Source organism: Rhodococcus sp. JS3073 (assembly GCF_026810085.1).
GTDB classification, from domain to species: domain Bacteria; phylum Actinomycetota; class Actinomycetes; order Mycobacteriales; family Mycobacteriaceae; genus Rhodococcus_F; species Rhodococcus_F wratislaviensis.
Genome location: NZ_CP113951.1, coordinates 7,760,661 through 7,780,305, shown reverse-complemented (window position 1 = coordinate 7,780,305; position 19,645 = coordinate 7,760,661). Strand labels below are relative to the sequence as shown.

The window sequence follows — 19,645 nt, the reverse complement described above, 5'->3', positions numbered from 1 at the left end:
CCGACAAAACGCGGCGCTCGAGCTCGGCATACACAAGCTCTGGCAGCAGTTGCGCCGCTTTGGGGCATTGTCGACGAGCGGCTGCCGGACGGTCGTCAGGCCGGCGGCTCGCGCGCGTCGAGGACGAACAGGTCGGATAGCGCGACGACCGCCATCATCGGAACTCATTGGCAAGATGTGAGGGCCGCCGGACCCTGCGCCTGACGATTTCCGCGAGATCCGCTGTTGGTCGACCTGTCCGCCGTTCGCCCGCGTGATCAGGACAGTGTGAATGCCTTGTACCCGGCCGCGACGTTTTCCTCCCAGTGGTCGAAGTAGGAAGGAAGGCCGCCAGAGTAGTTGAGCATCTGGCTCGGTTTACCGGGAATGTTTGCCCCGTGATACCAAGACTTGGCCCGCGGAAAGAGCGACATGTGGAAGACTTCCTCCACGTGCGCCGTCCATGATTGCTCTGCGTCCTCGCTGGTCTCGAACCGCTGGTATCCGCCGTCGCGAACGTGGGTCAGGAAGTCGACAACGATCTCTCCCTGTACCTCCGCGCAAGTGGGCCCGTTGCAGAATCCGGCTGGGCTCTGCGGGCCGTACACGAACATCAGGTTGGGGAATCCCGCAGTGGTGAGTCCCATGAAGGTATCGAGCCGCTCGGACCACTTGCGGCTCAACAGTTGATCATTGGTTCCTCGGATATCGATCGACGTGATGCCACCGCGGTTCGCGTCGAAACCTGTCGCGAACACCAGGATGTCGAACTCGCGCAGACCGGACTTGGTCTTGACACCCGCCGGGGTGATCCGCTCGATCGGATCCTCGTTGACGTCGACGATGTCGACGTTCTCCTGGTTCACCACATCATAGAAGTTCTGCTCCAGCGAGGGTCGCTTCGTCCCGAACGGATGGGGCGGATCCTTCGGGGCAAGCTTCTCGGCCTTGACCGGATCGGTGACGCGCTGATGGACCTTGTTGCGCCAGAAGTCGTACATGGTGCGGTTCGCGCGTTCATCGAGCAAGATGTCTTGATAGTTGGCGAGCCATAGCTCGAAACCGCCGGTAGCCCACATCTGTTCGTAGGTGTCAGCTCGCTCTTCGTCCGAGACTTCGAACACGCTCTTCTGGATGAAGTCCATATCGAATCCGGCAAACGACCTCCGGCGCTGGGCAAATCGCTCGGGAAGGTGCTCCTTCAGCTTCTCCTTGAGCTGGCCTGTCAACTGTTGCTGCCGCATCGGCAGCGCAAGGTTGGGCGTCCGCTGGAAGATGGTGATCTGTTCGGCATCTGCGGCGGCCTCTTGGGTGACCTGAACGCCGCTCGACCCGGTGCCGATGATCCCCACGCGTTTGCCGGCCATGTCCAGACCTTCTTGGGGCCACAGAGCGGTGTGGTGAGATTCGCCGGCAAAGCTGTTGAGCCCTTTGATGTTGGGAATGTAGGGCTTGGCGCCGAATCCAGTGCAGATCACTACAGACCTGGCACGCAGCGTCCGGCCGGTATCGGTGCGCACTGTCCATTGGTTCCGCTCGCCGTCGAAGTCCGCAGACGTCACCCGGGTACTGAAGATGATGTCTCGAGACAGATCGAGCTTGCCGTCGACGTAGGCGAAATAATCGCGCACACCGGACCACGACGGGTAGAGCTCATCGTAACTCCAGTCCTTCCACAGGTCCTCGCGTGAGTACTGATAGATCTGCCCAGTGCTGTCGGTTCGAGCACCCGGGTAGCAATTCCAGTACCAGATGCCCCCAAGCGAGTCACCGGCTTCGACGACCTTCACCGAAAATCCGCGTGAACGAAGTTGATCGAGTTGATACAGACCCGCGAAGCCGCCTCCGACGACGAGAACGTCCAAGACGCCGTTCGTCTCGTCGAGCTCCCTCGGATCGATCGATATCGTGGCCATGCTGCCTCCTTGAGTGAAATGCCTGGGACCCGCGCCGAGGAGCAGATCGATGTGTGCCAGACCGGCCCGTTCGTATGACCGACATCACATACGCTAGGGCCGTTCGAGAACCCGGGACTGTCCGATATCGATCCACCGGACACGCGGAACGCACCGGGCACACGTGCACACACGCCTCGCGTGGCGAACGGCCAATTCATCAGAGGGCATCCACCCTGCGACTACAGCAACCGGTCTTCGACCGGAACAGTGCCTGTAGCGAATCCCCACACTCCTGCCCAACTCTGCACGTAGAGCATGGAACTCAGCTCCTGTGCCGGCATCCACGCCGACCTCGTGGCACCGTACCTTGTCCACCTCACCAGTGAGGAGCAGAAACAGCGCTGGCTCCCGAGGTTATGCAGTGGCGAGATGTTCGCTGCGACCGGCATGACCGAGACTCGGGTGGATCATCAGGCTTCGTTGAAGACGACCACGGCCAAGGACGGGAAGGCTGGATCCTTCACGGAGCCAAGGCATTCATCACCAACGGCTACTCCGCCGACCTGGTGGTAGTTGCCGCACGCACCGCCCACAAAAGAAGTCCCCCGGCATCACACTGTTCGCAATCGAAGCCGATATGAAAGGCTCAGCGACCTCGCCCACGCAGCGCAAATCCTCGACGAAATCGTTGAGTACTGCAAGAACCGCAGAGATTTTGGCAGTCGATCGGTCGGTTTCAGCACAATAAGTTCCTCCTCGCCGACCTCGTTACTCGGATCGAAGTCCCTCGAGCATTCATCGATCAGCACGCGTTTGCCCACGTGGGCGCTGAGTTGACGCCGATTGACGCTGCCAATGCCAATGGTGACGACGTGATCGCCCACTGCGTCCAAGTCCAATTCGGCAGGGCTACATGAACGAGTACCGGTTGACCCGCGCTTGGCGTGATGCTCGCGTCACCAAAGATCTGGGACCCGCAACACGGGGAGGGCCGTGGCCAGCGGTCTCACGGCCCGGTCATCGCGAAATTCCTCTGTTCGAGCAGCTCGTGGCTGAGGTCCCCCACCCCAGAACTGAGAGGTGCGTCGCATCGCACAAAGAAGGCGGTGACGGTGCACTTCTCTTCCACCTGCGCGGCCGTCGTTCAGTTGGCCGGCCGCGACGGGGTGGCGATGATCTCCTTGGCGGGCGCCCCCGAACCAGCCGTCGACCGTAAGAGAGAAGCGCCGGGTTCGCGAGGCCAGCGGCGCGGTGGAACTGCCCCGATCACAGCTGATCGGCCACTAGTGGGCTCGTCGACACTGCTCGGATTTCGTTGGCCGGTAGCAGTGACGATGAAAGGTGCTCCCGTATTCCGCGAGCGGCATCACAGCCTATGTCTCAGCGGCGCTACCGCTCTATCCAGTCGGTGTAGAAGTCAGGAAGGTCGGTGGATACGCGTCCGTTGAACTGGGGCTTCCTCTTCTCTCGGAATGCTTGGACACCTTCTTTTCCATCTCCGATACTGGTGTAGAACATGGCGAGTGAATCGATGCGGTGTGCCTCGGCGGGGTGATCGAGAAGCGCGTTGCGGTACATCATCTGCCGGGTCAGGGCGGTCGCGACACGCGACCGATCGCGAGTGAAGCGATGTGCCAGTGCAAGCGCGGCATCGAGAAGTTCGTCCGGCGAGTGGACCGAGCGAACCAGGCCGATCTCGGCCGCGTCGGCCGCGTCGAGGATGTCAGCGGAGTACACGAGGTCGAGTGCGGTATCGAGTCCGACGATCCTCGTCAGGAACCAGGTCGAGGCTGCTTCGGGTGTGATCCCGAGGCGGCCGAAGACAAACCCGAATCGTGCTGCTGTGGAGGCGAGTCGGGCGTCCATGGACAAGGTCAGGGTGGCTCCGATGCCCACGGCGGGGCCGTTTACGGCGGCGATCACGGGTTTGAGGCAGTCGAACACCGCAAGTGTGACCCGACCGCCGGTGTCGCGGACGCCGCGGGCAATGACCGGGTCCTGCAAGTCACCCATATCGTGGAGGGTCGGCTCCAATGTCTCGTCGAGGCCGAACACGTTGCCGTCGGTCGTGAGATCCATACCGGCACAAAACGCACGGCCCGAGCCGGTCACTACCACGGCGTTGACGTCGTCGTCGTCATTGACGGCCCGGAAGAGGTGCTCGAGCTCATCAGCCATGGTGATGGTGAAGGCGTTGAGCGACTCCGGTCGATTCAGCGTCACAATGAGCACGCCGTCGCGCAGCTCGAGGGCGATCGTCTCGTACTCGACATCCACGGTGCGGATCATCGGACGGCACCCGCAAGTTGGGGAAGTCTGTTCACGATCAGATCATGGGCTTGGTTGACCGTGCTGGTCACGATCTCCTCGCAGGTGAGGATCTCGTCGATCAGTCCCTGTGATTGCCCGGCCCACCACAAGCCGGCATCCACGTCACCGCCGGCCAGAACCTTCTGGCGACCGCGCACCCCGGAGGCCAGATCGGCGACGTCGTCGAATGTTGCGTTCGGAAGCGCGGAGATCTCGGAAATCCTCTCCGAGACGGAGTTGCGGGCGACGCGGGCGGTGTTGTTGAACTCTCGAAACACCAGTTGCGTGGATCGTTCGTCGTTGACGGTGATCTGGCGTTTGACGTTCTCGTGGACCGTCGCCTCTGTGCTTGCGACGAATCTGGTTCCCATGTTGATAGCGCTGGCCCCCAATGCCAGAGCCGCCGCCAGGCCGGCACCATCGGCGAATCCGCCGCTGGCGATGACGGGGATCGACAGTTTGCGCGTGGCGGCAGGGATCAGGACGAGACCGGGAACGTCGTCGTTTCCGGGATGGCCGGCACATTCGAACCCGTCGACGCTGACCGCGTCGACTCCAAGCTTCTCCGCCTTCAGCGCGTGGCGCACGGAGACGGCCTTGTGGATTACCTTGATGCCGGCGGCGGCGAAGGCGTGCAGATGGGGAGCGGGGTTGCTACCTGCCGTTTCGACGACGCCCACGCCGGAGTCGATGATGGCAGCGCGGTAGTCTTCGTAGGGAACAGGTTTGAGGGTTGGCAGGATCGTCAGGTTGACACCGAAGGGTCGGTCGGTCATGGACCGACACCTTGCGATCTCCTCGGCCAAGGCTTCGGGTGTCGGCTGGGAGAGAGCGGAGAGGAATCCGAGAGCACCCGCGTTTGCGACGGCGGCGATGAGGTCGGCAGTGCCGACCGCAGTCATGCCGCCACAGACGACGGGATGCTCCACGTCGAAGATCCGTGTGAAGGAGGTAGTGAACACCCCGGGGCTCCTTGGTCAGTTGAAATGTGAGATCAACGCCGGACCCGCTGCGGGAGAGGGTTCCACAGCGGGATCCGGAGGGTCAGGGGCGGCCGGCGTGTGGTACGTCCACTTCGGTGGCGAGCATGCGCCCCAGACGGGTTGCGGTGCGTTCGGTCTCGTCGAAATTCGGTGCGACGCACAAGAACAGGGTGCGTCCGTCGTCGCCGCCGAGCGCGACGGCGAACACCCCGTCGGGTGCGGTGCTGACCTCGTCGAGGATTTCGCCGCCCTTGGCGATCCGCACCGCTCGGTTGTTCGCGGCATCGGCAATCCACACGGCGCCTTCGGCGTCGAGGGTCAGACCGTCGGGCACGATCGTGGCGGCCTCGAGTCGTGTGCCGACGTCGGGCTCGGCACCGAGGTCTCCGTAGCCGGCCCATTCGATTCGCTCGCCGAGCGTGCCGTCCGGGTGGATGTCGAATGCCGAGATCCGATTGCCGAACAATTCGTTGACCAGCAGGGTTGAACCATCGGGAGTGATGACCATGCCGTTGGGGAATGACAGTCCGTCGGCGACGATCGAGGCGCTTCCGTCGGTGTCGACGAGGACGACAGTTGTGTGCTCGTGTGGCGCCCCACCCATGAGGTCGAATCCGAAGTTGCCCACGTAGGCCCTACCCTGGGCGTCCACGACCATGTCGTTGGCGTGGCCACCGCATAGGTCGTGGATGTCGGCATGCTCGACGAGTGTGCCGTCCGACTCTTGACGCAGCACCTTGCGGTCCTTCATCGACACGATCAGCAGCCGCCCGTCCGGTAGCCAGCCGAGCCCAGAGGGTTGGTGCGGGACCGTCGCGACAAGTTCGATGCTGCCGTCGGCGTTCACGGCATTCACGGTGTGGGTGTAGAAGTCCGCAAACCAGAGACGTCCGTCATGCCAGCGGGGGCCCTCGAGGTACGAGTAGCCGTCGACAACGGTTCGCAGCGTGTATTCGGTCATGGTTGTGCCCCTTTAGATTCGGAGTCGTTTCGGGCTCGGCATTTCAAACCCGCGGTTTCCACCACTGTTGTCGGCTGAGTGATCAAACGAATGTCCGAAAATGCAACACCACGGTGGGGCAAGGGATGACTCGTTATAGGACACCGTGTGCCCGACGGGGGGTACAGGATCGGCCTATTACGTGGTCGCAGAGTTGGCATCCACCGAGGACCCGACTTGGAGCGATCCGATGAAAGGCGGTAGGACCGGTGGATGGGCTCATGATGAGTAGTCAATTGTCGGTGGCGAGGCTGCTGTGGCGCGCCGAGAACGTGAATGGCGCTCGGATCAACACGGCCTGGACTTCGGACGGAGTTCGCAATTTCACGTACCGGGACCTGGTCTCCGATGTGAGGGATCTGGCCGGTGCGCTCGCATCGATCGGCGTGAAACGCGGGTCCCGAGTCGCAACCATGGCGTGGAATACCCGTCAGCACCTGGCGGCATACTTTGCGGTCCCAGCGCTCGGGGCCGTCCTGCACACGGTAAATCACCGCATGCCAGTCGAACACATGGCCTATACGATCAACCATGTTTCAGATGAGATCCTGATCGTCGACGAGGATCTCCTCCCGTCGGTAGAGGCGATGCGTGGCCGGATTCCCACGGTTCGCCACCTCATCGTTGTGGGCGAACCCGGTGCGATCGATGACTTCGACCAGGTCATTCCCTATGATCAGTTCGTTTCACGCGCATCCACCCACGGGTCCTTCCAGGAGATCTACGAAAACACTGCGGCGTCGATCTGCTTCACCTCGGGCACGACCGGGTCGCCCAAGGGCGTGGTCTACAGCCACCGGAGCATCGTGCTCCACGCCATGGCGATCAGCACCAAGGGCGGAGTCGAGATCGACGCGGAGCGGGCCTACCTGCTCGCCACCCAAATGTCGCACGTCAACGGCTGGGGTGTCCCCTACGCGGCGGCGCTCCAGGGCGCACGCCTGGTGCTTCCCGGACCGCACCCCACACCCGAGCGGTTCCTGGACTTGATCGATGGCGAACGGCCCGACACCTTCGTCGGCTCGCCAACGGTCGCCGCCCTCATGCGCGACGAGCACCTACGCCGAAACTGTGGCTACGACCTCTCGGAGCTGAAGACGATGTGGCTCGGAGGGCAGGTGCCGCCGGTCGCGCTGGCGCGGTGGTGGGCTGAGCAAGGCGCCCGCGTCGTGAATGGATGGGGAATGACCGAGACATCTCCGATGGGCACCTTCTCCCCCGGCGGCTCGATGCAGGGCAGGCCACTGCCGTTGTTCGAGCTCCGAGTCGTGGACGAATCCGGCTCACCGCAACACTGGGATGGTCAGACCGTCGGCGAACTGGAAGTACGTTCGCCGTGGGTCGCCCGGGAATACCTGGACGATCCACGAACGCCGGACAGCTTTCGAGACGGCTGGCTGCGCACCGGCGATGTGGCGACCGTTCACCCAGATGCCGGCCTGCAGATCAAGGACCGCGAAAAGGACCTCGTCAAGAGCGGTGGGGAGTGGATCTCCTCGATAGACCTCGAGAATGCGCTCATGCTTCATCCGTCTGTCTCGGAGGCCGCCGTCATCGCCATACCGGACGACACATGGCAGGAACGCCCCCTCGCGTGGATCCGGCTGGACGCCGACGTGACCGACGAGGAGCTCCGGACGTTCCTGGCGACAACACTTCCCCGATTCTGGCTGCCCGATCGTTTCGTGAGAGTCGATGAGATCCCCAAGACTGCAATGGGCAAGATCGACAAAGCCGACATCAGACGACAGCATCGGGAAAACACAGGTCAGCCCACATCGACAGACCAGGCGAGCACAGTCTCCGATGGTCGCGACCACAACGTTGCAGTCATCCCCACCAGGTCCGGTACAACGAGCGGACTGTAGCAAAACGGGACACACCCACAGATGTGAGCCAGGTTACATTGCAAGGAGGGTCAGCTCGGAAAACCCCCTGACCAGTGATGTAAGGTGGCTATGAGTATCGACAAGGCGGGCCGCGAGCCATTGAACGAACGTGAACGATTCTGGACATCAGCGCCATCACGAGAGAGCCAGGAGTTGAGCACCCTCCGACCCGAGATCGAGGCGTCATGGCGGCGGTGTGAAGTTATCGGCGTCTCGTCCGGCGATGGCGACCTTCCCTACACGCCGGACGTCGATCGTGACAGCCGGTTGAGGAGAGCCGCCGATCCCGTGATCGACAACCTCGTCCTACACCTGCAGGACGCCCCCGCAACCATCCTGCTGGCCGATTCCGCCGCTCAGATCGTCGACCGCAGGGCGGGTGACGCAGGGTTGCGAGCGCGTTTGGACCGCGCCTATGTGGCACCCGGTTTCCGCTATGCCGAGGAGGACACCGGCACCAACGGGATCGGCACCGCGTTGGAGGAGCGACGACCGTTCCAAGTCAGCGGTGGTGAGCACTTCCGTGAGGCGCTGCAGAGCCTGGCGTGCGTCGGTGTTCCTATCGTCCATCCGATCACCCGCACCGTGGAGGGGATACTCGACATCACCTCCAACCTGTCGGACTCCAACGCGTTGATGGGCGCCCTGGCGCAATCAGCAGTTCGCGAAATTCAGTCGCGCCTCTACGCCGAGTCCTCCGATCGCGAGCAACTGCTTCTCCAGTCCTTCCTGCAGGCCTCTCGACGCGGCTCCTCTGCAGTGGTGTCCTTGAATCAAGATGTCATCATGACCACTCCGATGGCCGCACAGATCATCGACACGTCCGACCAGGCGCTCCTGTGGGATTGGGCATGCCGAATGCTGGCCGGCCGAGACGAGTTCATCGGGGAAGTCAGGCTCGCCGACAACGTCACGGTTTCCGCAACTGCACGTAGAGTCGGAGACGCCCGAACGCCGGCGGGTATCGTCATCGAGATGCGGCCGCATCCCCGCGATACGAAGAAGTCGTCCGCCCGTCAATTGGCGTCGGCCTCCCCCGTCGAAAGACGCACGGAGACTGTCAAGATTCCCGGCCGCAGTTTGTCGACGAAACGACTGCAGACCGAACTCGAGCGACTCGCCGCGATCGACGCACCTGTGCTCGTCACCGGAGAACCCGGCGCCGGCAAGTTCTTCGCCGCGAGCGCCCTCCACCGGATGCAGGATGCCGACGGTCATTTCACCGTGTTCGACGCTGGTACCGCCTCCGTCGACCCCGACGCGTGGATTGCCGGACTGGTCAATTGGAACAAGGTCGACGGAGCCCTCATCATCCGGCATCTCGATCTCCTGCCGGAACAACTGGTCTCCAACGTCTGCGCGATCCTCAGCGAGGCCGTCGACAATCGCGCTCACATCATTGCCACCGCCGGCGAAGGGGTCCGTCAAGGCCCCGCCGGACGACTGTGCGATCACTTCATGCGCCGCATAGAGATCGATCCACTGCGACTTCGGTCCGAAGACATCGCCGACATCAGTGTCGCCTTACTACGTAAACATTCCCCGGACCGCAACGGCCTGCGACTGCAACCCACTGCTTTGCAACTGCTGGTCGCGCGGGACTGGCCGGGAAACGTCAGAGAGCTCGAATCGGTTCTGGCGTCATCGCTCCTGCGGTCGATGGGCTCCGACATCGGAGTGCAGCATCTGCCCGACGGATACCGCGACGGTGATCTACGCCGCCGAAATGCCTCGACGTCACTCGAATTGGCGGAGCGTGACGCGTTGCTCAGGGCACTCGTCGAGACCGACGGCAACAAACTACTGGCTGCGCAACGCCTGGGGGTAGCTCGCTCCACCCTCTACCGCAAAATGCGCGCCCTGGGAATCGACGGAAGCCGGTTCCTTCCGCAGTAGTGCCAGGCGATGACGGGACCGTGCCGATCGAGACAGAGCGTCAATCACCGGCTCGTGCCCAGGCCTCGAGCATGCGCCTCGCAATCGAGACTGCGCCGGGCAACAACACGCGCGCATCCGCCGAGCTCGTCCAATCCCCGGCAGCGAGAGCCTCCTGCACCTCCGCGCGGGTGCACCAGAGAGCCTCGCCGATCTCGCCATCCATGAAGACGAGCTCGTCTCGAGGGTCGGCCGTGGCATGGAATCCGAGCATGAGGGAGCGTGGGAAGGGCCAGGGCTGACTTCCGACGTAGACCACATCGGAGACGACGAGACCGACCTCCTCCGCAACTTCCCGTGCCACACAGCTTTCCAGGGACTCACCCGCCTCGACGAAGCCCGCCAGCGTCGAGAAGTTCCGTGCCGGCCAGTTCGCCTGCCGCGCCAGCAGTACTCGGTCTGCCCCATCGTGCACCAGACAAATGATCGCCGGATCGGTACGCGGATATTCCTCCCGGCCGCACGCCGTGCACACGCGTATCCACCCACCCGAGGTGATCGTTGACGGCGCCCCATCCCGCGCGCAGAAATGGGCGTCGCCCTGCCACGTCAGCAATGCCAACGCTGTGACATACCGGTCGGCGTCAGCAGCATCGAGGAGTGCTCCGTGTGAGCGCAGGTCACCGACCTCGACCTCGGTTCCCGCAGAAAAATCGTCAGCGAGGAACTCGTCCCGCACCGCCCACTCGTGGACCGTGCCACAGACGCCGAGCAACACGGCGCGCGCGGGAGGCTCGGAGTAGAGATCGGCGGCCGGTTCCAGCATCAGTTGTCTGTCGACAAGCCGGACTTGACCGCGACCGTTCACGCGAAGTATTCGGGCATCCGGCCACGCCTCCACCCACGCAGCCGCGTCGTCACGCACCGAGACGGGACGACTCAGGGCACCACGTGACGGGGCCTGCCCGGTATGTTCGACATACACCACTGGATCACAACTTTCGGAAACGAGCGACACTGTCGACCGGACCGTCGTTCGAGAAACGACGGTCCCGTCGCGTCTATCGCGAGGCGAATTCGATCTGAACGGACGAATACGATTCGGCCATCACCGAAATGAATTCCTGGACGAGGCGCACATGATCGGGATGTGCCAGGTATGTGCGAAAGTCGGGGACGTCTTCGAAGGTCGCGGAGATTGCGTAGTCGCCGCTGCCGGGCTTGAGGGCAAGATCCCTTCCGTAACGGTATTCCACGACCTCCGGAATATTCTCCGAGACTGCGCTCAGAGCTTCGTGGAATGACTGAATGTGCTCATCACTGATGTCCTGCTTCCATTTGAACGTCACAACGTGATTCAACATGGTGAGAATCCTCCCTGGATTCGTAATTCGAACGTGGCATGCTCGGAACCCGGATTGCGTCCCGGTCAGATCAGTACAGAGATTGCTCCGCCAATGCCACCGTCTCCGGAGCGTTCTCCACCATGGGGTAGTGCCCGGCTTTGCCCTTGACGGTCTTCAGGTACCCGTTCTTCAAGGCCGCCAACGTGTCCCCGAGATATTCGGCGGTGACGAACGGGTCGCTCTCACCCACGATCAGGGTGGCAGGCCCTTCGTAGGTGCCAATCCGATCGAGGAAGTCGGGACTGGTCCAGTTCTTCAGGTAGGACTCCCAGGTTGCCTGGTCCATCGTCGAGCGGTTGCGGTCGACGAGGTTCTTCAGATCTGTCTCGTCGATGTATGGTGCCAGCGCGCCACGGATGGCTGCACCCGGGTCTGCCCAGGCCCCGGCAAAGGAACCGTAGGTCGCTTCGTCGAGACGGGTACCTGCCGGGGAGACGGGCGTCAGTGCGACGACCGAGGTCACGCGTTCAGGTGCGAGGGTCGCCACCCGAAGCGCTGTGGTGCCCCCCATCGAATGTCCGAGAACGGAAAAGGTCGACCATCCGAGCTGATCGGCGGCGTCGAGTGCGACCGCGGCCATCCCGTCGATTCCGTCGGCCGGTGCTTCGGGACGGTTGACCCCGTATCCCGGAAAGTCGAGGTACGCGTAGGTGAAGCGGGACTGATCCGTCCGGGCGCGGGCGGTGAGCCATACGCTGCTGTCCAGCGCCCAGCCGTGCAACACCAGGATCCGATGGTCACCGCTTCCTTCGATCGCTGCAATCGCGTTCACTGCCGTTCCTCTCTGTCGGCGACGCTGAAATTCCAGCCGTCTGTTGATCACTCCGAATCAAACTAGAACCGCAGGGCGTCGGCGTGTCCGATTGTGAAACACACGCCCGTGACGCCGGGGGCGCGGATGCGTGTGTGATTTTCGGACACTCCCCGCGCCGAACGCACCCATAGGGTGGCTCCACCTGTCGGCTGAACAGACTTGCTCATGACATGAAGGAGAACACCATGGCACTCGATCCTGCGGTCAAGAATTTGATAGACACTTTGAACGAGCAGGGACTGAAGTCGTTCGAGCAGATGAGCGTTGCTGAAGTCCGTGGGGTCGTCGAGTCCTTCAGCGACCTCCAGGCACCGAACGCGGTCGTCGCTCGTGTCGTCGACACGGTCTACCCCGGCCCCGGTGGCGACCAGCCAGTGCGTCTCTACATCCCGGAGTCCGAAACACCTCTGCCGATCGTGGTGTACATCCACGGCGGTGGCTGGGTCGCCGGCAGCCTCGACGTCACCGAGCAGCCGTGTCGCGCGCTCGCCGCCGATGCGAAAGTCATCGTGGCTGCACTGAGTTACCGGCTGGCTCCCGAGCACAAGTTTCCTGCCGCACCCGAAGATGCGTTCGCGGCACTGAACTGGGTGGTCGAGCACGCAGCCGACTTCGGTGGCGACGGCACGCGCGTAGCCGTGATGGGTGACAGCGCCGGAGGCAACCTGGCCGCGGTCACAGCCCTCCGGGCACGCGACACCGGCGCCCCGGCACTGCGCGCTCAGGTATTGATCTATCCGGTGATCGACGGCACGGCACGATTCCCGTCGCGCGAGGAGAACGCCGAGGGGTACTTGGTCACCACGGCAGCCATCGACTGGTTCTGGGAGCAGTACCTGGCCACCCCGGAAGACGCCGAGAATCCCTACGCCTCCCCGGCCAAGGCCGCGGATCTGGCGGGGCTTCCCTCCACCCTGCTGTTGCTCAACGAATACGAGGTCACTCGGGACGAGGGCGTGGACTACGGCCGGAGGATGGCCGACCAGGGCGTCCCCGTGCAGGTCGAACTGTATGAAGGCCTTGTCCATGCCGTGTACTGGATGACCGGCGCCATTCCGCGTAGCGCTGAACTGCACGGTGCCGTCGTCGAATTCCTCGGCAAGCAGTTCGCCGGCTGACCACGGTGTCCCGGGTCGGCTGCATTACGGTCGTACGCTGCGATCGGACCAACTCCGGGCACCTTGCTCCAAGAGGGCGACCAGCCTGTCGCGCTCCTTCGTGATCACGGTGTGTGGTGCGATGACTCCGACGGCGGCGACGGTCTTGCCGTTCTCACGAACCGCGACCGAGACACCGTCGCCGTCGGTCGACTCGTTGGGGGAGGCGCAGATTCCGGTCTGTTCGATCTCCGGTAGGGCAGCGAAGAACCGCTCGACAGTGTCGCGATCCTCGTCGGGCAGAGTTTGGATGTACGCCCAGAGGTCCCGCTTCTCCATCCCGGCAAGCAGTATCCAGCCGCCGGAGGTACGGATGAGCGATCGCCTCACGTAATTCTCGGCGAGGTACGCGAACTTTGGGTCGGAAGAGCAGTAGTCGACGTAGAAGATGTTCGGACCGACGGCGATCGACAGCACGGTCGTCAAGCCGGAACTCGCGTGGACGTCTTCGAGGTCGGCGTGCGTGACCGTCGAGACTGGCTGCCGTCCGGCGAGGCGGTTGAGTAGATACGGGGCACTGCCGAGCGAGTACCGTCGCTCGTGCTCCTCGAGATAACCCGTCGCAACGAGGCCGTTGACGAGACCTTGCGTCGAACTAATCGGCGCGTCGAGCTCTTTGGCCATCCCACTCAAGGTGAGTCCGGTGCGGGATCGGGCTACGAGCTCGAGTATCGCAGCAATGCGGTCCACGGTTCGATGGCGACTGCGGCCTCGAACATTGAGGGTGTCATCTGATTGCATCACGGCACATTCTCCCTACAGGCACTGCTCCATCCGAGCGGTCACCACCACTCTATCTTACTTATATCTGTAATTCGCTCCCTTATTGCGGAAAACTGCTCAGGCTGACATAGTCCTTGAAGTGCTTCCTGTCGCAGCGAAAGAGGTTTCAGTGGAACTCACCCCCGGCGCTCTTCATGGTCTGCGCGTCATCGATCTGACGACCGTGATCATGGGCCCCTTCGCCACCGCAACCCTCGCCGACATGGGCGCAGACGTCATCAAGGTCGAGAGCCTCGACGGTGACATGAGCCGAGATATAGGTGCCCGCCGCCATGAAGGTATGAGCGCTCTGACACTCAACCTTCAGCGCAACAAGCGCAGCATCGCGATCGACCTCGCCTCCGTCGAGGGCCGCGAGATCCTCGACGATCTGGTGCGCAACGCGGATGTGTTGGTGACGAATCTACGGCCGCGCTCCCGGCAGAAGTTGGGCATCACCTACGAGCGACTCTCGGAGAACAATCCGGGACTGATCCTCTGCACCGCACAGGCGTACGGCTCCGAGACCGCCTTCCGGGACTACCCCGCCTACGACGACATCGTGCAGGCCGCGTCCGGCGCCGCGAAACTAGCGGAACTCATCGACGGAGAACCTCGTTATGCCCCATACGTCATCGCCGACAAGGTCGTCGGGCTCTACATCGTCATCGCCGTCCTCGCCGCCGCGATGGAGAAGAAGCGCACCGGCCTCGGCCAGGAGGTCGACGTGCCGATGGTCGACGCGATGATCGGCTTCAATCTCGTCGAGCACTTCGGTGGCCACACCTTCGTCCCCGTGGAAGAGAACTTCGGATGGGCGCGCGTGCTGACACCGGAACGAGTCCCGCACCAGACGGCCGACGGCTGGATCTGCATCATGCCGTACTCGGCGAAGAACTGGAACGACTTCTTCATCATCGCCGGCCGCGCCGATCTGGTGAACAACCCCCGCTACGCCTCGGTGAACGACCGCCACACCCACATGGGCGAACTTCTCTCGGCGATCCGTGAGGCCGTCCCGAGCCGGACCACGCGGGAATGGTTGGACTTGTGTCAGACACAGGGAATTCCCGCGTCCGACCTACTCGATCTCGCCCACGCACACGAGAACGCCTACGTCCTGGACCAGGGATTGATCACCAAGCGTGAACATCCCACCGAAGGCGAGTATTACGCCACCCGCACTCCGTTCGCGATGTCGCGCACACCGATTTCGTTCAGCCGACACGCTCCCCTGCTCGGTGAGGACACCTTCACGATCCTCGAAGATCTCGGTTACTCCGCCGACCGCGTCCATGCGCTGGCCGATGCATCCGTCGTCACGGCGACGTCGCCTCAGGCCACCTCCTCCTGAACGGAAGAAACATCATGACCAAGCTCAGACTGGTGCCCCCGGTCTCCAGTGATCCACACGCCATGGACGACTTACGGACCGAAGTCCGTGGGTTTCTTGCCGAGCAGCTCAGTGAAGGCAAGATCCGCCGACAGGTCGACTCCTGGTTGACTGGCTGGGACGAAGACTTCACACGTGCATTAGCCGCCCGCGGATGGCTCGGCATGACCGTGCCGGCCGAGTACGGCGGCCACGGTCGCCGCCACCTCGAACGGTTCGTCGTCACCGAAGAGTTGCTCGCCGCCGGCGCCCCCGTCGCCGCCCACTGGATCGCCGACCGGCAGATCGTCCCGTCGCTGCTGAAGTACGGCACCGAGGTCCAGAAGCACAAGTTCTTGCCGGCGATCACGCGCGGAGAATGCTACTTCGGTATCGGTATGAGCGAACCGGATTCCGGGTCCGACTTGGCCAGTGTGCGCACAAAGGCCACCCGGGTTGACGGAGGGTGGTCTATCACCGGAGCCAAGGTCTGGACCTCCGGTGCTCATCGCGCTGACGCGTTCATCTGCCTTGCCCGCACCGCCCAACTCGATCCCGCACATCGACACGATGGCCTCAGCCAGTTCATCGTCGATCTGCACGCCCCCGGAGTCGACATCCGGCCGATCATGTCGATGAACGGGCAGCACCACTTCAACGAGGTCCTCCTCGACGAGGTCCTCGTCGAGGACGAGATGGTCTTCGGCACCATCGACAACGGGTGGCAGCAGGTCACCTCGGAACTCAGCTTCGAACGCAGCGGCCCGGAGCGATTCCTGTCGACGTTCGTCCTACTCGCGAAGACCGCCGAACAGATGAAGCAGGGAACCTTACCGCGGCATTCGAATCTGGGCCGGTATCTCGCACGGATCGCCGGTCTGCACCAGATGTCGACCGCAGTGGCGGGCGCACTCGAGCGCCACGAACCCGCCGACACCGCCGCAGCCGTGGTCAAGGTCCTCGGGACGTCCACCGAAGGCGACATAGCCGACTTCGCCGACCTCCTCACCGATGAATCTTCGCCTCCTCGGTACACCTCGATGCTCGAGGACGCCATCGTCCAACGCCCGGGATTTACTCTCCGTGGCGGCACCAACGAAGTTCTGCGCGGCGTGATCGCGCGGGGATTGGGGATGCGCTGATGCACGCACCAACCACGGTCGACGCGGACCTCACCGACATGATGTCCGCGGTCTTTTCCGATCACCGGGAACGGACCGGGCCCGAGGACGGTATCGCCACGTGCGATCCCTCTCTGTGGGCACAACTCGACGAACTGGGTCTTGTCCGGCTGACCGGCCGCGAAGAGACCGGCGGCAGCGGCGCAGGCTGGTACGAGGCCGCGGAACTCTTGCGCGCCGCGGCATCACACGGGGTCCGAATTCCTCTCGCCGAACACGACCTGCTCGCCGGTTGGCTCCTCGAAGAAGCCGGCCTACCGATGGACAATGCGCGCCTCACCGCATGCGTACTAGACGAGAAAGGCGTCGCCCGCGGCGTGCCGTGGGCATCCCAGGCAGACAAGATCGTCACGGTCTGGCGGAAGAACGACACGTACGTCGTCGCCGACCTCGAGACAACACTTTTCGACATCACCTCCGGGTCCAACCTCGCCGACGAACCCCGCGACATCGTTTCCGCCGACACGATCGCATTGTCGGGCACCCCAGTGTCGGACTCGGCGATCCGACAACTCTTTCTGCGGGGCGCCCTCATCCGAGCGCTGCAGGTGTGTGCCGCCCTCGACCGCATCCTCGATCTCTCCATCGCCCACACCACCGAGCGAGTGCAATTCGGACGCCCACTGGCCAGATTTCAAGCCGTTCAAAACCTGGTGGCTGACATGGCAGCAGAAGCTTCCCTCGCCCGAACAGCGACCGAAGCAGCACTGACGGAAGCGGTCCGCACGCAGTGGTCGAATGAGAACCTCGAACTCCTCATTGCCGTCGCCCGGTCATGTGCTGGACACGCGGCATCGGTCGTCGTCCGTAACGCCCACCAGGTGCACGGTGCGATCGGCACCACCCGCGAGCACAGGCTGCACGAATTCACCAATCCCGCCCTGGCGTGGCGCTCAGAATTCGGATCCGTCCACTACTGGGACGACACCTTGGCTACCGCCGCTCTCGAAGCAGGTTGCGAGAATATCTGGGGCCTCATCACCCGCTGAAGTGCCCAGGCGCCACCAGAAGGGGCACCAGTTTCGCGAGCAGACCTGAAAGAAGAACTCCGTGGAAGCATCCAATTCGCATCCACGGAGTTCTTCGGTTTCTCGGGCACGTCACTCGCCGGTGAAGGCGGCAGTTCTCTTCTCCATGAAGGCATTGACTGCCTCCGTGTGATCGGTCGTCTGCTGAACCAGCGCCTGCATGGCAGCGGATAATTCGAGGAGACTGTCGAGGCTTTGGTGCTGTCCCTCGCGGAGGAGCCTCTTGGCCATCCGTACCGAGTGTGGCGGATTGGCGGCCACCCGGCCGGCGAGCGCGCGAGCTTCGTCGAGCAACTTCTCCGGCGCAACGACACTGGAGACCAATCCCCACTCGAGTGCCTTGATCGCGTCGACACGGTCACCCGTCAAGATCATCTCTGCCGCCCGCGCCATCCCGACAGCCTTGGGCAGCAGCCACGCGCCACCGTCACCCGGGATGATTCCGAGCTTGACGAAGCTCTCTGCAAAGAATGCCTTTCCGCTGGCAATGCGGAGGTCGCACATGAGGGCGAGGTCGCATCCGGCACCGATTGCAGGGCCGTTCACTGCTGCGATGAGCGGCACGTCGCAGTTGTACATGATCCGCGGAATCCGTTGTATCCCAGCTCTGTAGCCATCCCGTTGTTCGTGAGGCTTCCCCCCGAACAATCCGCGACGATTCGCCATGTCCTTGACGTTTCCGCCGGCGGAAAACGTCGATCCGGCACCGGTGACGATGACAGCTCGCACACCGTAGTCGGCGTTGACGGCCTCGACGCAGGCGACCAATTCGTCGACTACCTCCATCCCGGAAATAGGATTGCTCTGCGCGGGTAGATTAATCGTCCATGTCTCGATGAACCCGTCGCGTTGGACGAGGACTGGACTATCCATGGGTGTATCTCCTCTATCTTTCACTGCGGATCGATCGTTCGACTGGTGCCCGACCGGCACGCGAACGAACTCGTCGGCGGCGAGCCAGACAGACCGCCGCCGACGAGCACGTTCATCTCTTGCCGCCGAGAGCCTTCGCGTTCATACGCACGCGGCGCGGGCAGACTTCAGGCGAGGCCCAACTTGGGTCGCAGCCACTGGGCAATCCGGCTCACCGCTTGATCCGCCTCGGGTGCCCGTCCCGCGTTGAAGTGAAATACATGCTGTTGCTCATCGACCACGTCGAGCACGACCTCGCCGCTCACCTTCTCGATCAATTCGGCCAACCGACGTGAGTCGTCCAGCAGCGTCTCGAAGCCTCCGACCGATACGTACACCGGAGGGAAGCCGGTGTAGTCGTTGAGCAGTGGGTTCGCGCGCGGGTCCGCTGCATCTGCGGGTTCGGAGAGGAACATCTCCCGCATCATTTCCAGAACCGCCCTCTTGGCCAGTACGTCGACCGCGTCGTTCGATTCGACCGTCAACCCCTTGATCTCCATATCGAGCCAAGGCGAAAGCGTGACGACGGCAGCAGGGGTGGGTAGTTCCAAGCTCGCGAGTTCGAACGCTGTCGAGATCGCGAGATTGGCACCCGCCGAGTCGCCGACAGTCGCCGTGTACTCCGCCTTGTAACCTTGCGTGCGAAGCCACTTGTGGACGGCCATACAGTCTTCGAGTTGGGCCGGGTGCTTATGCTCCGGCGCGAGCCGATAGTCCACGATCAGGGCGTGAACACCCGCCAGTTTAGCGAGGTGTGCTGCGAGCTTGCGGTGTGAGAACCGTGAACCTGTCACGAACCCACCACCGTGGGTGAAGACAATCACGCGGTCCTCGGCGGCCCCCAAAGGCTTGGCCCACGTTGCCGGCACACCATTGGCTGTCACTTCCTCATAGGTGACGTCGATGGGTTCGATGGTCGGAAGATGCCACTCTTCGAACATATCTCGCTGACTGGCGAGGTCCATTCCTTCGGACCGGGCAAGCCACGAAGCGTACAGGTCGTTGAGGAACAGGGATTCTTTGCTCACGGACATGTGTTGCTCACTTTCATCACTACTCGAGGGAGGCAAATTGACTGC

At 62.8% G+C, this 19,645-nt stretch carries 17 protein-coding genes; 7 read left to right on the top strand and 10 right to left on the bottom strand.

Annotated features, from left to right (window positions below):
• Positions 1-257: 257 nt before the first annotated feature.
• Entirely contained in the window at positions 258-1,895 is a 1,638-nt protein-coding gene (locus OYT95_RS35520; protein WP_268790277.1) for a flavin-containing monooxygenase, read from the bottom strand.
• 297 nt (positions 1,896-2,192) lie between these two features.
• Here OYT95_RS35520 and OYT95_RS44520 point away from each other — a divergent pair, with 297 nt between their 5' ends.
• The gene (locus tag OYT95_RS44520; protein WP_328286521.1) at positions 2,193-2,450 is read left to right on the top strand and encodes an acyl-CoA dehydrogenase family protein; all 258 of its coding nucleotides are present in this window, start codon (positions 2,193-2,195) and stop codon (positions 2,448-2,450) included.
• Between the two features lie 816 nt (positions 2,451-3,266).
• Here the strand turns inward: OYT95_RS44520 and OYT95_RS35515 are convergent.
• From OYT95_RS35515 to OYT95_RS35505, 3 genes are all read right to left on the bottom strand, one after another.
• Positions 3,267-4,166: a crotonase/enoyl-CoA hydratase family protein gene (locus OYT95_RS35515; RefSeq protein ID WP_128638346.1), complete on the bottom strand. Its 900-nt coding sequence runs from the start codon at positions 4,164-4,166 to the stop codon at positions 3,267-3,269.
• Positions 4,163-5,149 (bottom strand): NAD(P)H-dependent flavin oxidoreductase, encoded by a 987-nt coding sequence (locus OYT95_RS35510; RefSeq protein WP_268790276.1) that lies wholly within the window; start codon positions 5,147-5,149, stop codon positions 4,163-4,165. The genes OYT95_RS35515 and OYT95_RS35510 overlap by 4 nt, the downstream gene beginning before the upstream one ends.
• A gap of 82 nt (positions 5,150-5,231) precedes the next feature.
• Positions 5,232-6,131: an SMP-30/gluconolactonase/LRE family protein gene (locus OYT95_RS35505; protein WP_268790275.1), complete on the bottom strand. Its 900-nt coding sequence runs from the start codon at positions 6,129-6,131 to the stop codon at positions 5,232-5,234.
• A gap of 260 nt (positions 6,132-6,391) precedes the next feature.
• Between OYT95_RS35505 and OYT95_RS35500 the strand changes: the two genes are divergently transcribed.
• Positions 6,392-8,038, top strand: coding sequence for a long-chain fatty acid--CoA ligase (locus OYT95_RS35500; RefSeq protein WP_268790274.1), 1,647 nt, complete (start codon positions 6,392-6,394; stop codon positions 8,036-8,038).
• 174 nt (positions 8,039-8,212) lie between these two features.
• Positions 8,213-9,955, top strand: a complete 1,743-nt coding sequence (locus OYT95_RS35495; protein WP_268790273.1) for a sigma-54-dependent Fis family transcriptional regulator — start codon at positions 8,213-8,215, stop codon at positions 9,953-9,955.
• A 40-nt stretch (positions 9,956-9,995) separates the two neighbouring features.
• Here the strand turns inward: OYT95_RS35495 and nudC are convergent, their stop codons facing one another.
• The 3 genes from nudC to OYT95_RS35480 form a co-directional block, all read right to left on the bottom strand.
• Positions 9,996-10,922, bottom strand: coding sequence for an NAD(+) diphosphatase (gene nudC / locus OYT95_RS35490; RefSeq protein WP_268790272.1), 927 nt, complete (start codon positions 10,920-10,922; stop codon positions 9,996-9,998).
• Between the two features lie 73 nt (positions 10,923-10,995).
• On the bottom strand, positions 10,996-11,283 hold the full coding sequence (locus tag OYT95_RS35485) for a Dabb family protein (protein ID WP_268790271.1): 288 nt from the start codon (positions 11,281-11,283) through the stop codon (positions 10,996-10,998).
• A gap of 85 nt (positions 11,284-11,368) precedes the next feature.
• Positions 11,369-12,112, bottom strand: a complete 744-nt coding sequence (locus OYT95_RS35480; protein ID WP_268790270.1) for an alpha/beta fold hydrolase — start codon at positions 12,110-12,112, stop codon at positions 11,369-11,371.
• 227 nt (positions 12,113-12,339) lie between these two features.
• Here OYT95_RS35480 and OYT95_RS35475 point away from each other — a divergent pair, with 227 nt between their 5' ends.
• A complete protein-coding gene (locus OYT95_RS35475) occupies positions 12,340-13,272 on the top strand; it encodes an alpha/beta hydrolase (RefSeq protein WP_268790269.1) in 933 nt (310 codons plus the stop codon).
• Between the two features lie 24 nt (positions 13,273-13,296).
• Here the strand turns inward: OYT95_RS35475 and OYT95_RS35470 are convergent, their stop codons facing one another.
• Positions 13,297-14,052 (bottom strand): IclR family transcriptional regulator, encoded by a 756-nt coding sequence (locus OYT95_RS35470; RefSeq protein ID WP_112298461.1) that lies wholly within the window; start codon positions 14,050-14,052, stop codon positions 13,297-13,299.
• 151 nt (positions 14,053-14,203) lie between these two features.
• Here OYT95_RS35470 and OYT95_RS35465 point away from each other — a divergent pair, with 151 nt between their 5' ends.
• Genes OYT95_RS35465 through OYT95_RS35455 form a run of 3 tightly spaced genes read left to right on the top strand, consistent with a single transcriptional unit; the run spans position 14,204 to position 17,615 of the window.
• Entirely contained in the window at positions 14,204-15,427 is a 1,224-nt protein-coding gene (locus tag OYT95_RS35465; protein ID WP_112298462.1) for a CaiB/BaiF CoA transferase family protein, read from the top strand.
• Positions 15,428-15,441: 14 nt separating this feature from the next.
• A complete protein-coding gene (locus tag OYT95_RS35460; protein WP_268790268.1) occupies positions 15,442-16,587 on the top strand; it encodes an acyl-CoA dehydrogenase family protein in 1,146 nt (381 codons plus the stop codon).
• Complete coding sequence (locus OYT95_RS35455) at positions 16,587-17,615, top strand: acyl-CoA dehydrogenase family protein (RefSeq protein WP_268790267.1); 1,029 nt, start codon at positions 16,587-16,589, stop codon at positions 17,613-17,615. Before OYT95_RS35460 ends, OYT95_RS35455 begins: the two co-directional genes overlap by 1 nt.
• Before the next feature lie 111 nt (positions 17,616-17,726).
• On the opposite strand, the gene OYT95_RS35450 is transcribed toward OYT95_RS35455, so the two are convergent.
• The gene (locus tag OYT95_RS35450; RefSeq protein WP_268790266.1) at positions 17,727-18,527 is read right to left on the bottom strand and encodes a crotonase/enoyl-CoA hydratase family protein; all 801 of its coding nucleotides are present in this window, start codon (positions 18,525-18,527) and stop codon (positions 17,727-17,729) included.
• Between the two features lie 167 nt (positions 18,528-18,694).
• Positions 18,695-19,600: an alpha/beta hydrolase gene (locus OYT95_RS35445; RefSeq protein WP_268790265.1), complete on the bottom strand. Its 906-nt coding sequence runs from the start codon at positions 19,598-19,600 to the stop codon at positions 18,695-18,697.
• Between the last annotated feature and the right edge of the window lie 45 nt (positions 19,601-19,645).